12 protein-coding genes and 1 pseudogene are annotated in these 12349 nt (G+C 72.4%); 3 read left to right on the forward strand and 10 right to left on the reverse strand.

Annotated elements, in window-relative coordinates; translation table 11 throughout:
- Positions 1–13 precede the first annotated feature (13 nt).
- On the reverse strand, positions 14–385 hold the full coding sequence (locus IF655_RS15775; protein ID WP_199585416.1) for a DUF4267 domain-containing protein: 372 nt from the start codon (positions 383–385) through the stop codon (positions 14–16).
- Positions 386–476: 91 nt separating this feature from the next.
- Between IF655_RS15775 and IF655_RS15780 the strand changes: the two genes are divergently transcribed.
- The gene (locus IF655_RS15780) at positions 477–1058 is read left to right on the forward strand and encodes a TetR/AcrR family transcriptional regulator (RefSeq protein ID WP_199585417.1); all 582 of its coding nucleotides are present in this window, start codon (positions 477–479) and stop codon (positions 1056–1058) included.
- A gap of 118 nt (positions 1059–1176) precedes the next feature.
- Here the strand turns inward: IF655_RS15780 and IF655_RS15785 are convergent, their stop codons facing one another.
- From IF655_RS15785 to IF655_RS15805, 5 genes are all read right to left on the reverse strand, one after another.
- Entirely contained in the window at positions 1177–3387 is a 2211-nt protein-coding gene (locus IF655_RS15785; RefSeq protein ID WP_199585418.1) for a bifunctional diguanylate cyclase/phosphodiesterase, read from the reverse strand.
- A gap of 260 nt (positions 3388–3647) precedes the next feature.
- On the reverse strand, positions 3648–5843 hold the full coding sequence (ligA, locus tag IF655_RS15790) for an NAD-dependent DNA ligase LigA (protein WP_199585419.1): 2196 nt from the start codon (positions 5841–5843) through the stop codon (positions 3648–3650).
- Positions 5844–5858: 15 nt separating this feature from the next.
- Positions 5859–6866 (reverse strand): methionine synthase, encoded by a 1008-nt coding sequence (locus IF655_RS15795; protein ID WP_199585420.1) that lies wholly within the window; start codon positions 6864–6866, stop codon positions 5859–5861.
- A 37-nt stretch (positions 6867–6903) separates the two neighbouring features.
- A complete protein-coding gene (locus IF655_RS15800) occupies positions 6904–7602 on the reverse strand; it encodes an SDR family oxidoreductase (RefSeq protein ID WP_199585421.1) in 699 nt (232 codons plus the stop codon).
- Between the two features lie 7 nt (positions 7603–7609).
- The gene (locus IF655_RS15805) at positions 7610–8149 is read right to left on the reverse strand and encodes a TIGR00730 family Rossman fold protein (protein ID WP_199585422.1); all 540 of its coding nucleotides are present in this window, start codon (positions 8147–8149) and stop codon (positions 7610–7612) included.
- A gap of 51 nt (positions 8150–8200) precedes the next feature.
- Between IF655_RS15805 and IF655_RS15810 the strand changes: the two genes are divergently transcribed.
- On the forward strand, positions 8201–8524 hold the full coding sequence (locus tag IF655_RS15810; protein ID WP_199585423.1) for a DUF427 domain-containing protein: 324 nt from the start codon (positions 8201–8203) through the stop codon (positions 8522–8524).
- Between the two features lie 75 nt (positions 8525–8599).
- The gene (locus IF655_RS15815; RefSeq protein ID WP_199585424.1) at positions 8600–9391 is read left to right on the forward strand and encodes an alpha/beta fold hydrolase; all 792 of its coding nucleotides are present in this window, start codon (positions 8600–8602) and stop codon (positions 9389–9391) included.
- 36 nt (positions 9392–9427) lie between these two features.
- Here IF655_RS15815 and mnmA read toward each other — a convergent pair whose 3' ends face one another.
- From mnmA to IF655_RS15835, 4 genes and pseudogenes are all read right to left on the reverse strand, one after another.
- Positions 9428–10552: a tRNA 2-thiouridine(34) synthase MnmA gene (mnmA, locus tag IF655_RS15820; protein ID WP_199585425.1), complete on the reverse strand. Its 1125-nt coding sequence runs from the start codon at positions 10550–10552 to the stop codon at positions 9428–9430.
- Positions 10553–10579: 27 nt separating this feature from the next.
- Positions 10580–10708: pseudogene (locus IF655_RS15825) on the reverse strand (VapC toxin family PIN domain ribonuclease); the annotation flags it as partial.
- A 34-nt stretch (positions 10709–10742) separates the two neighbouring features.
- Positions 10743–10976, reverse strand: a complete 234-nt coding sequence (locus IF655_RS15830; RefSeq protein WP_199585483.1) for a type II toxin-antitoxin system VapB family antitoxin — start codon at positions 10974–10976, stop codon at positions 10743–10745.
- 96 nt (positions 10977–11072) lie between these two features.
- On the reverse strand, positions 11073–12242 hold the full coding sequence (locus IF655_RS15835; protein WP_199585426.1) for a cysteine desulfurase family protein: 1170 nt from the start codon (positions 12240–12242) through the stop codon (positions 11073–11075).
- Positions 12243–12349: the final 107 nt, after the last annotated feature.

Genomic DNA, 12349 nt, shown 5'->3' on the forward strand with positions numbered 1-12349 from the left:
GCGACGGTGACGGTCAGACGGCGAAGAGCAGGGCGGCGCTGATCAGGACGACGACGGCGGTGGCGAAGTGGATTCCGAAGGCGACGGCCCGCGTACCCCCGTTGCGCAGGACGATCAGCGTGTCGCCGAGCGGAATGACGGCGACGCAGAGCATGAACCACGCCTCGGCCCGCACGCCGACGAGGAAGAGCAGCGCGAGACCGACGAGACCGAGCGTGCCGTCCCTCAGCCCCTTGACCGAGAGATAGGCACCGGCGTCGCCCTCGGGACGGGCGGGCACGCCGTAACCGGCGGCGGCGGAGGCGGGCTGGAACAGGAAGCGGTAGCCGAGGAACAGGCAGAACAGGTCGAGTACGACGGCCAGGGTGTACGCGGTGACGAGCATGTCTTCTCCCCCTGATTTCTAGCAGCGCTAGCAGTTATAGCGAAGCTAGCAGAGCAGGAGCAGAAATGCTAGCGCTGCTAGAATCCCGACCATGTCGATCCAGACGCGCCGGGAGCGCGAACGAGCGGAACGCGAGCGGCTGATCGTCACCGCCGCACGGGAACTGGCCGAGACCGAGGGCTGGGACGCGGTCACCACCCGCCGCCTGGCCGCCGAGATCGAGTACAGCCAGCCGGTCCTCTACAGCCACTTCAAGGGCAAGGACGCGATCATGGCCGCGGTCGCGGTCGAGGGCTGCGTGGAACTGGCGGCGGAACTGCGCGCCGCCCGCACCGGGGCGGCGGACTCAAGGGAGGCGCTGGCGTCCGTGGGCAGGGCGTACACCGACTTCGCCCACCGCCGACCCGCCCTCTACGACGCGATGTTCACCCACCACGTGGACCTGCCCTTCGCCACACCGGAAGCCCCGGAGCCACTGAAGGAGGCGTTCGGCGAGCTGTTCCAGGCGGTGGAGCCGATCACAGCCGAGGGCGAGAACCCCGACCTGCTCACGGAGACGTACTGGGCAGCCCTGCACGGCTTGGTGACGCTGATGCGAAGCGGCCGTCTGCCGGAAGAAGCCCATGAGACAAGGCTGGCTCTACTGATCAACCACTTCACGACAACTCCCTAAGGGGGCGCGGGGAACTGCGCGATCAGCCACGACGATCCCGCACCCGCCAACGGCGAGGACGAGCCACGGCAAACGTCCACCACTCGACCAAGTCGAAACGGGCGGGCGGGTGGGAGAACTACTCCCCTGCCGGAAGCGCCGCAGGCGACCGCCACCCCCGAGACCCCCGAGCCCGCAGCCAGGCGGTCGTCTCCTCGGGAGGCATGGCGGCAGCGACCAGCCACCCCTGCACCGCGTCACACCCCAGATCCCGCAACCGCTCCCACGTCTCGTCGTCCTCCACGCCCTCGGCGACGACCACGAGCCCCAGGGAATGCGCGAGATCGACCGTGCACCGCACGATCTCCGCGTCCTCGGCGTCCACCGCGAGCCGTGCCACGAAGGACCGGTCGATCTTCAGCTCGCTGACGGGCAGCCGTCGCAGATGAACGAGCGAGGAGTACCCGGTGCCGAAGTCGTCGAGGGACATCTTGACGCCGTGCCCGGTGAGCGCGGCGAGCGTGTCGGCGGCCCGGGTCGGGTCCTCCAGCAGCACGTGCTCGGTGATCTCCAGTTGGAGCGCTCCCGCGGGGACACCGTGCCGGGCGAGCCGGGCGGCGACCGACCCGGCGAAGCCGGGCGAATGGACGTCGCGCGGCGAGACGTTGACGGCGACCGGCACCCGCAGCCCCTGCTCGCGCCAGCGGGCGACCTGTGCGAGGGCGGTCTCCAGGACGTACTCGGTGAGCAGCGGCATCAGCCCGGAGGTCTCGGCGATGGCGATGAACTCGTCCGGCGGAACCTTTCCGCGCTCCGGGTGCACCCAGCGCACCAGCGCCTCGAGACCGGCGACCTGCCCGTCGAAGCGGACCTTGGGCTGGTAGTGCAACTGGACCTCGTGGGCGTCCAGGGCGCGGCGCAGATCGCCGAGGAGGGCGAGCCGGTCGGGGGTGTTGGAGTCCCGCTTGGACTCGTACGCCTCGACGCCGGAGCGGTCCCGCTTCGCCTGGTACATCGCCACGTCGGCGCGGCGCAGCATCCCCTCGGCGTCCAGGGCGTGGTCGGGGAAGAGGGCGACGCCCGCGCTGGCCTCCAGGACGAGGGTGAGCCCGTCGAGGTCGAGCGGGGAGCCGAGCGTGGTGACCAGACCGCGGGCGATCCGGGTGGCCGAGGTGGTGGAGTCGGCCACGGGCAGCAGGACGGCGAACTCGTCCCCGCCCAGCCGCGCGGCCTCCGCCCCGCGCGGCAGGGCGTGCCGCAGCCGTTCCGCGATCTGCAGCAGTAACCGGTCCCCGGCGAGATGTCCGAGGGTGTCGTTGACGGACCGGAAGCGGTCGAGGTCGATCAGGAGGAGCGCGGAACGCGCCCCGATGCGTTCGGCGTCGTCCAGGGCGGTCCAGATGCGCTCAAGGAGCCACTGCCGGTTGGGCAGTCCGGTCAGCGGGTCGCGCAACTGCTCCTCGGCGCGCGCCCGGGCCATCCACAGCGCGGAGTCGAGCGCGATCAGCGGGACGGCGAACAGCGGCAGCAGCACCGGCTGGGCGTCCGCGACCACGCACACCAGCGGGGCGATGCCGAGCAGCGCCACCGCGACGAGCCCCTGTCTGACCAGGGCGCTGCGGGCGATGGTCGGCAGCCCGCGCCCGCGCGGGGCGCGCAGGTACCAGAGCAGTCCTCTGCCGACGACGAGATAGGCGGCGGCAGCGAGGACGGTCTCGGGGACGGTGCCGATGCCCCAGCCGCCCATGCCCCAGGGCCGTTCGACGGTGGGCACCCGGCCGAACGCGCCGAGCACCAGGGCGCCCGCCCCGATGCCGAGGATGTCCACCGCGCCGTGCAGCAGGCCCTGGCGCAGCCGCTGCCGCCGGGCGATGCCGACCAGGACGACGACGGTGAGGCTGACCAGGGCCGCGGGTATCCAGCCGTAGAGCAGCAGGACGGCGAGAGTGAGGGCGGCGCCGGAGCCGGTGCCGCCCCACCAGCGGGCGCGGCCCAGCATGACGAGGTGTCCGACGATGACGCCGGTGAGCAGGGCGAGCGCCCAGCCTGCCGTGCCGCTCGGGAAGAGGGCGTGGCCCTCGGCGAAGGCGGCGGCGAGACCGCCGATGAGGGTCAGCGCGGCGGCGGCGACCACGAGCGCGGGCAGCGACCGCAGTTGCCGCAGCCGGGAGGGGACCGGTGCGCCGAGGGGCGCGGGGAGTGCGGGAGTTCGGGTCTGGGCGGGGAGGGGTGCCGGGGTGCGGGGACCGGCGCGGTCGCCGCTCTGTCCCGTCCACCGGTTCCCCCGCCACGCGCCCGGACGGCGGCGCGGCCGCCGTGAGTCCGGGGCAACGCTCTCGGTCGGTTCCATTCCCGTCCCTCTCACAGCCGGCGGTGCCCACGCCACGCGGCTCGATGGCCGTCGGCCATCGGCGGCCCGGCGGTGTACAGCCCTCCCCCGGGCCGGCCGACGGCCTCGGGGATGCCCCGGCCGCGGCTGGGCACGGCGGGCGCACACCTCAACAGTAGGCCGCCAAGGGCTTCCTCGGGCAGCGGTCGTGGACGGTTGCCCGAATGCGGCCGGGCCACCCGTATGCATCTGATATGCGCCGATCGGGTGGCCTTCAACCGCTACTCCTCGGTCGCCAGGGCGACTTCGGCCGCCGCGTCGGGTCCGCGCTCCAGCAGGACGGTGAAGCCGTCCTCGTCCAGGACGGGCACCTTGAGCTGCATCGCCTTGTCGTACTTGGAACCGGGGTTGTCACCGACGACCACGAACGAGGTCTTCTTGGACACCGATCCGGTCACCTTCGCGCCCCGGGTCTGGAGGGCGTCCTTGGCGCCGTCGCGGGTGAAGTTCTCCAGGGTGCCGGTGACGACGACGGTGAGTCCTTCGAGCGGGCGCGGACCCTGCTCCTCGTCGCCCGCCTCCTCCTCAAGGGGGACTCCGGCTTCCTTCCACTTGCGCACGATCTCGCGGTGCCAGTCCTCGGCGAACCACTCCTTGAGCGCGGCGGCGATGATGGGACCGACGCCGTCGGTGGCGGCCAGTTCCTCCTCCGTGGCCGCCTCGATGCGGTCGATGGAGCGGAACTCGCGGGCGAGCGCCTGGGCGGCGACGGGTCCGACGTGACGGATCGACAGACCGTTGATGAAGCGGGCGAGCGGGCGCTGCTTGGCCGCCTCGATGTGCTCCAGCAGGGAGAGGGTGTTCTTCTTCGGCTCGCCCTTCTGGTTGGCGAAGACGGTGACGACCTTCTCCTCGCCGGTCTTCGGGTCGCGCTTGGGCAGCCCGCTGTCGGGGTCGAGGACGTACGCCTTGATGGGGAGCAGCTTCTCCACCGTCAGGTCGAACAGGTCGCCCTCGTCCACCAGCGGCGGCTCGGCGGGTTCGAGGGGGCGGGTGAGGGCTGCGGCGGCGACGCCCCCGAAGTGCTCGATGTCCAGGCACTCGCGCCCCGCGAGATAGGCGACGCGCTCTCTCAACTGGGCGGGGCAGGTGCGCGCGTTGGGGCAGCGGAGGTCGATGTCGCCCTCCTTCATGGCGCGCAGCGGGGTGCCGCACTCGGGGCAGTTCGCGGGCATCACGAACTCCCGCTCGCTGCCGTCGCGTAGGTCGACCACCGGACCGAGGATCTCGGGGATGACGTCACCCGCCTTGCGCAGCACCACGGTGTCGCCGATGAGCACGCCCTTGGCCTTGACGACCTCCTGGTTGTGCAGGGTGGCGAACTCGACCTCGCTGCCCGCGACCTTGACCGGCTCGACCTGGGCGTAGGGGGTGACGCGTCCGGTGCGGCCGACGCCGACCTTGATGTCGACCAGCTTGGTGTTGACCTCCTCCGGCGCGTACTTGTACGCGATGGCCCAGCGCGGGGCGCGCGCGGTGGAGCCGAGGCGCCCCTGGAGGCGGATCTCGTCGAGCTTGACGACGACGCCGTCGATCTCGTGCTCCACGGAGTGGCGGTTCTCGCCGTAGTAGGCGATGAACTCCCGTACGCCGTCGAGGTCGTCCACCACGCGGTTGTGCGAGGAGGTGGGCAGACCCCAGGTCCCCAGCAGGTCGTACGCCTCGGACAGCCGGGTCAGTCCGCTGAAGCCCTCCAGGGCGCCGATGCCGTGGACGACCATGTGCAGCGGGCGGGTGGCGGTGACGCGGGGGTCCTTCTGGCGCAGCGAACCCGCCGCCGCGTTGCGGGGGTTGGCGAAGGGCTTGTCCCCTGCGGCGACGAGGCGCTCGTTGAGCTCCAGGAACCGGTTCATCGGGAAGTAGACCTCGCCGCGGATCTCCACGAGGTCGGGCACCTTGTCGCCGTGCAGGCGGTCGGGGATGTCGGCGATGGTGCGGACGTTGGGCGTGATGTCCTCGCCGGTGCGGCCGTCGCCCCGGGTGGCGGCGCGGGTGAGACGGCCGTGCTCGTAGGTGAGGTTGACGGCGAGTCCGTCGACCTTCAGCTCGCACAGGAAGTGGTAGTCCTGGTCGCCCAGTTCGCGCTGGACGCGGTCGGCCCAGGTGGCCAGCTCCTCGTCGTCGAAGGCGTTGTCCAGGGAGAGCATCCGCTCGCGGTGGGCGACCGCGGTGAACTCGGTCTCGTAGGACCCGGCGACCTTCTGGGTGGGCGAGTCCGGGGTGCGCAGCTCCGGGTACTCCTCCTCCAGTGCCTCCAGGCTCTTCAGGAGCTGGTCGAACTCCGCGTCGCTGACGACGGGAGCGTCCTTCACGTAGTACCGGAAGCGGTGCTCCTCGACCTGCTCCGCGAGCCGCCCGTGCCGCTCGCGCGCCTCGGCGGGCACCGTTGTCGTCGCCGCTTGCTTGTCGCCGGCCACCGTGTGGTCCTCCCGTTACTCAGGGTTGTCCGCGAGGGATCTCGCCGCCCGGACGCAGTGGGCGAGCGCGGTGCGGGCGTAGGCGGGGGAAGCACCCGCCAGACCGCACGTGGGCGTGACCGTGACCGCCTCCGCGAGCAGCCCCGGACGCAGCCCCAGCCTGCGCCACAGCGTCCTGACACCCATGACGCTACCGGCAGGGTCTGACAATGCCGTGTCCGTCCCCGGCACGACACCGGCGAAGAGCCGGGTGCCCGCCTCGACAGCTTCGCCGATCGTGTCGTCGTCACGTTCGGTGAGGAGCGCGAAGTCGAAGGAGACGGCGTCCACGCCCGCGCGGCGCAGCAGCGCGAAGGGCACGTCGGGGGCGCAGGAGTGGACGAGGGTGGGACCTTCGCCGTTGGCGCCGAGCACGTCGCGCAGGGCGGACTCCACGACCTGCCGGTCGACGGCGCGGTGGGTGCGGTAGCCGCTGGCGGTACGGATCTGCCCGCGCAGTACGGCGGTGAGGGAGGGCTCGTCGAGCTGGAGGACGACGCGGGCGCCTGGGACGCGACGGCGCACGTCGGCGAGGTGGAGCCGCAGTCCCTCGGCGAGGGAGGCGGTGAGGTCGCGGCAAGCGCCGGGGTCGGAGAGCACCGCCTCGCCGCCTCGCAGCTCCAGGGCGGCGGCCAGCGTCCAGGGACCGACCGCCTGCACCTTGAGGTCGCCCTCGTAGCCCTGGGTGAACTCCTCCAGGGCGTCGAGGTCCTGGCGCAGCCAGGCGTGCGCGCGCCGGGTGTCGCGCCCGGGGTGGTCCGACAGGCGCCAGCCGCTGGGCTCCACGCGCGCGTACAGCTCGACGAGCATCCCGGCGGTGCGGCCGATCATGTCGGCGCCGGGACCGCGCGCGGGCAGCTCGGCCAGGTACGGGAAGTCCTCCAGGCTGCCGGTGACCGTCTTGGCGGTCTCGCGCGCGTCCTCGCCGGGCATGGAACCGACGCCGGTGGCGGCCGGGAAGGTGAACTCAGCTCTCTCACTCACCCCGGCAGGGTATGCCGTACGGCACCGGCGCCGCAGGTCAGCGGCCGGGACGGACCGTCAGGTCGTTGATCTCGGCGTCCCTGGGCAGATCCAGGGCGAGCAGGATGGTGTCCGCGACCGACTCGGGGTCGATGAACTTCCCCGCGTCGTACTCCTTGCCCTCCTGCTGGTGCACCTTCGCCTGCATGGGGCTGGCGGTGCGCCCGGGGTAGACGGAGGTGACCCGCACGCCGTTGCCGTGCTCCTCCTGGCGCAGGGAGTCCGCGAGAGCCTTGAGACCGTGCTTGGAGGCGGCGTACGCGGACCAGTTGGCGTGGGCGTTCAGACCCGCGCCGGAGTTGACGAAGACGACCTGACCGCGGGCGGTGCGCAACTGGGGCAGGAAGTGCCGGGTCAGCTCGGCGGGGGCGATCAGGTTGACGTTGAGCTGGTGGCGCCAGGACTTGGGGGTGAGGTCCCCGACCTCACCGAGGTCCACGACACCGGCGATGTGCAGCAGCGAGTCGACGCGCTCCGGCAGGCTCTGGTGGGAGAAGGCCCAGGACAGCTTGTCCGGGTCGGCGAGGTCGCCGACCAAGGTGCGGGCGCCGGGGAACTCGGCGGCGAGCTCCTTGGCGCGGCCCGCGTCGCGCGCGTGCAGGACGAGTTCGTCCCCGCGCGCGTGCAGACGGCGGGCGACGGCGGCGCCGATGCCGGAACCGGCGCCGGTGATCACATGAGTAGCCATGTCCGCCATGCTCGCATCAGCGGGCGGCGAGGGACTCCTCCAGGTGGGCGAGCGCGGCGGCGGGCTCGGCGGCGAAGTGGACCAGCTCGGAGAGCGGGCGGGGCAGGAAGCCCTCCTCCTCCATGCGCTGGAACTGCTGCTGGAGTCCGTCGTAGAAGCCCGCCGTGTTGAGCAGGACCACCGGCTTGTCGGTGTGGCCGTGCTTCTTCAGCTCCAGGATCTCGGTGGCCTCGTCCAGGGTGCCGGTGCCGCCGACCATGATGACCACGGCGTCCGCCTTCTCCAGGAGCAGCTTCTTGCGCTCGGCGAGGGTGCTCGCGACCACCATCTCGTCGGCGCCGGGGCGCGCCACCGCCGAGAGGAACTCCACGGAGACGCCCACGAGCCTGCCTCCGGCGTCCTGCACACCGTCCGCGACGACCTTCATCAGACCGGAGTCGGAGCCGCCCCAGACGAGGGTGTGGCCGCCCTTTCCGAGCAGCTTCCCGAACTCCCGGGCGGGGCGCGTGTAGCGCTCGTCGAGGTCGGCGGCGGAGAGGAAGACACAGATATTCATGCCGCCCACGGTACGCGGGAACATAGGCGGCGCCGCCGGTGCTCTTCCGGTATGGCCGATGGACACACGATCACGATCGAAAAGGGCGAGCAGCATGTGCGCGTCGTACACGACGGCCAGGTGCTCGCGGAGACCGACCGACCGCTGGTGCTGCGCGAGACGGGCTGTCCGCCGCGCTACTACCTGCCTGCCGAGGACGTCCGCCTGGATCTGCTGACGCCCTCGGAGACCCACACCGTCTGCCCGTTCAAGGGCACCGCGTCCTACTGGTCGCTGCCGGACGCGCCCGACCTGGTGTGGGCGTACCCCGATCCCAAGCCGGAGGTGGCGGAGATCCTGGACCACTACTGCTTCTACGCGCCCGAAGTGTCCTGACCTCGGGTGTGACCTAGGGCGCCGCCGCCGTGTCGTGACCGACGAGTACGGCGCGGTACGGCAGTCTCCACGGGCATGGACAAGAAGACGACTTCCGCCGACGGCACCTCGCTCGCCTTCCAGGTGACCGGCGAGGGACCCACGGTGATCCTGGTGAGCGGCGCGATGTCCACCGGGGGCACGCTGGCGCCCTTGGCGCTGTCCCTCTCGGACCGGTGCAGGACCGTCGTCTACGACCGCCGGGGGCGCGGCGCGAGCGGTGACACCCCGCCGTACGCGGTGGAGCGCGAGGTGGAGGACCTGGCGGCGCTGCTGGCGGCGGTGGGCGGCGAGGCGGCGCTGTTCGGGGTGTCCTCGGGCGGTGCGCTGGTCCTTCAGGCGGCGGCGAGCGGGCTGCCGGTGACCCGGGCGGCGGTGTACGAGGTGCCGTTCGCGGACTTCCTGGCGGGCGGCGCCGAGCAGCAGGCGGTCTACGCGGCCGACCTGTCGCGTCTGCTGGAGGCGGGGCGCCTCGGGGACGCGGTGGAGCTGTTCCTGCGGCTGACCGGGCTCGCGGAGCAGATGATCCAGCGGGCCCGGCAGTCCCCGATGTGGCCCGGCATGGAGGCGGTCGCGCCGAGCCTCGCCCATGACGCGGCGGTGCTGGGCGACGGGCTGCTGCCCCTCGCGCGGCTGGCGGCGATCCCGGTGCCGGTCCTGTCGGTGGCGGGCGGGATGAGCCCTGCCTGGATGCGGGAGGCTGCCCTCGCGGTCGCGGAGGCGGCGGCGGACGGCACGTATCTGGAGCTGGCGGGCCAGACCCACATGATCGAACCGGCCGCCCTGGCACCGGTGCTGGCGGCTTTCTTCACGGACTTCGCGGAGTGACGCGGGCCGCCCGGACACGGCCCGCTCCGGACGCGGTCAGACCGTCGCGGCCGCCGCCCGCGTCGTCGCGGCGATGGTCGCCGAGCCCACCACGCGCGTGCCGTCGTACAGCACGATCGCCTGGCCGGGGGCGACGCCGCGCACCGGCTCGGTGAAGGTGACGCGCAGCTCGCCGTCCACCAGTTCGGCGGCGACCTCGGTCTCGCCGCCGTGGGCGCGCAACTGGGCGGTGTAGGTGCCGGGACCCTCGGGGGCGGCGCCGCACCAGCGGGGCTTGATCGCGGTGAGCGCGGTGACGTCCAGGGCGGCGGCAGGACCGACCGTGACGGTGTTGGTCACCGGGGAGATGTCCAGGACGTAGCGCGGCTTGCCGTCGGGGGCGGGGGTGCCGAGGCGCAGTCCCTTGCGCTGGCCGATGGTGTAGCCGTAGGCGCCCTCGTGGGTGCCGAGGCGGTTGCCGTCCTCGTCCACGATGTCGCCCTCGGCCTTGCCGAGCCGCTGGGCGAGGAAGCCCTGGGTGTCGCCGTCGGCGATGAAGCAGATGTCGTGCGAGTCGGGCTTCTTGGCGACGGCGAGTCCCCGGCGCTCCGCCTCGGCGCGGATCTCGTCCTTGGTGGTGACGGTGTCGCCGAGCGGGAAGAGGGCGTGCGCGAGCTGGCGGTCGTCCAGGACGCCGAGGACGTACGACTGGTCCTTGGCCATGTCGGAGGCGCGGTGCAGCTCGCGGGTGCCGTCCTCGCGGACGATCACCTGGGCGTAGTGGCCGGTGCAGACCGCGTCGAAGCCGAGCGCGAGCGCCTTGTCGAGGAGCGCGGCGAACTTGATCTTCTCGTTGCAGCGCAGGCAGGGGTTGGGGGTGCGTCCCGCCTCGTACTCCGCGATGAAGTCCTCGACCACGTCCTCGCGGAAGCGGTCGGCGAGGTCCCAGACGTAGAAGGGGATGCCGATGACGTCGGCGGCGCGGCGGGCGTCGCGGGAGTCTTCGATGGTGCAGCAGCCCCGCGCTCCGGTCCGGAAGGACTGCGGGTTCGCGGAGAGCGCGAGGTGGACGCCGGTCACGTCGTGCCCGGCTTCCGCGGCGCGCGCGGCGGCGACGGCGGAGTCGACACCGCCGGACATGGCGGCGAGGACGCGGAGGGGGCGCTGCGGGGTCTCAGTCATAACGGTTCCAGGGTACGGGGGCGCGGTTCAGTGGTCGCGCACGTTTCGTTCGCGCAGCTCCGTGACCACACGGGCCACGGTGGTGAAGTCCTCGTCCAGATGCAGGACGGTCAGGTCGTGGTGCACGGCGGTGGCGCAGACCAGCAGGTCAGGTGCGTTTCGACGCGGGTGCGACAGAAAGCGGAGCGGGTCACCGAGCGGTCTCCCGACGGGCACGTTTCGCCATCGCGCGGATCTGAGCGGCAGCGTCGACCTCCCCGCGCCTACCGCGTTCGGCCAGGGACTCGGCCGCCTTGAGGCGCTCCGCGCGCTGCACGTACTCGCGCAAAGCCCTGTTGACGGTTTCCTTCTTCGTCGTGGTTCCCATCAACCTCATGGCCTCGGCCAGTGCCTTGTCGTCCAGGTCGATCCGCGTGACGGTAATAACCCACCTCGCTGGGATGTGCGGTCATCTGTACGGGGGAAGCATGCCTCACTGACATCGTGGGGTGCCCGCTCGGCCGAGCACCCCGGAGATCCCTCAGGTCAGCCCCGCCGCCCGCGCCCGCTCCACCGCCGGTCCGATCGCCTTGGCGACCGCCTCCACGTCCTCGTCGGTGGAGGTGTGGCCGAGCGAGAAGCGCAGGGTGCCGCGGGCGAGGTCGGGGTCGGTGCCGGTGGCGAGGAGGACGTGGCTGGGCTGGGCGACGCCCGCCGTGCAGGCGGAGCCGGTGGAGCACTCGATGCCCTGCGCGTCGAGCAGCAGGAGCAGGGAGTCGCCCTCGCAGCCGGGGAAGGTGAAGTGGGCGTTGGCGGGCAGCCTGCCGCCGGGCGCGGGGTCGCCGCCGAGGATCGCGTCGGGGACGGCGGTGAGGACGGCGTCCACGAGCCGGTCGCGCAGGGCGCCGATCTCGCGGGCGAACCGCTCCTGGTGCTCGGCGGCGAGACGTCCGGCGACCGCGAAGGAGGCGACGGCGGGCACGTCGAGCGTGCCGGAGCGGACATGGCGCTCCTGCCCACCGCCGTGCAGCACGGGGACGGGGCTGTGCTCGCGCCCGAGGACCAGCGCGCCGATGCCGTAAGGACCACCGATCTTGTGCCCGGAGACGGTCATCGCGGCGAGCCCGGAGGCGGCGAAGTCGACCGGTACCTGTCCGAACGCCTGGACCGCGTCGGCGTGCAGCGGGATGCCGAACTCGGCGGCGACGTCGGCCAGTTCGCGGACCGGCATGATCGTGCCGATCTCGTTGTTGGCCCACATCACGGTGGCCAGGGCGACGTCGGCGGGGTTGCGGGCGATGGCAGCGCGCAGCGCCTCGGGGCTCACCCGGCCGTAGCGGTCCACGGGGAGGTACTCGACGACGGCGCCCTCGTGCTCGCCCAGCCAGTGCACGGCGTCGAGGACGGCGTGGTGCTCGACGGGACTGGACAGGACGCGGACACGCGCGGGGTCGGCGGCGCGGCGGGACCAGTACAGGCCCTTGACCGCGAGGTTGTCGGCCTCGGTGCCGCCGGAGGTGAGGACGATCTCGCTCGGGCGGGCGCCCAGCGCCTCGGCGAGGGTTTCGCGGGACTCCTCGACCGTGCGGCGGGCCCGGCGGCCGGAGGCGTGCAGCGAGGACGCGTTGCCGGTGACGCCCAGGCGGGCGGTCAGCGCCTCCGCGGCCTCGGGGAGCATCGGGGTCGTGGCGGCGTGGTCGAGGTAAGCCATGGTGACGCCGATTCTACGGCGGCCGGGACCCCGCCCTTCGGGCGGCGGGCCCGCGGGCACCGGCCGGGGTTCCCGGACCGGTGCCACCGGCTCCCGGATGCCGGGCG

The organism is Streptomyces sp. DSM 110735 (assembly GCF_016482685.1).
GTDB lineage: Bacteria > Actinomycetota > Actinomycetes > Streptomycetales > Streptomycetaceae > Streptomyces.

Coding starts and splice junctions, on each gene's coding strand:
- IF655_RS15775 (WP_199585416.1), bottom strand. CDS start 385: ATGCTCGTCACCGCGTACACCCTGGCCGTCGTACTCGACCTGTTCTGC.
- IF655_RS15780 (WP_199585417.1), top strand. CDS start 477: ATGTCGATCCAGACGCGCCGGGAGCGCGAACGAGCGGAACGCGAGCGG.
- IF655_RS15785 (WP_199585418.1), bottom strand. CDS start 3,387: ATGGAACCGACCGAGAGCGTTGCCCCGGACTCACGGCGGCCGCGCCGC.
- IF655_RS15800 (WP_199585421.1), bottom strand. CDS start 7,602: ATGGCGGACATGGCTACTCATGTGATCACCGGCGCCGGTTCCGGCATC.
- IF655_RS15805 (WP_199585422.1), bottom strand. CDS start 8,149: ATGAATATCTGTGTCTTCCTCTCCGCCGCCGACCTCGACGAGCGCTAC.
- IF655_RS15810 (WP_199585423.1), top strand. CDS start 8,201: ATGGCCGATGGACACACGATCACGATCGAAAAGGGCGAGCAGCATGTG.
- IF655_RS15815 (WP_199585424.1), top strand. CDS start 8,600: ATGGACAAGAAGACGACTTCCGCCGACGGCACCTCGCTCGCCTTCCAG.
- mnmA (WP_199585425.1), bottom strand. CDS start 10,552: ATGACTGAGACCCCGCAGCGCCCCCTCCGCGTCCTCGCCGCCATGTCC.
- IF655_RS15835 (WP_199585426.1), bottom strand. CDS start 12,242: ATGGCTTACCTCGACCACGCCGCCACGACCCCGATGCTCCCCGAGGCC.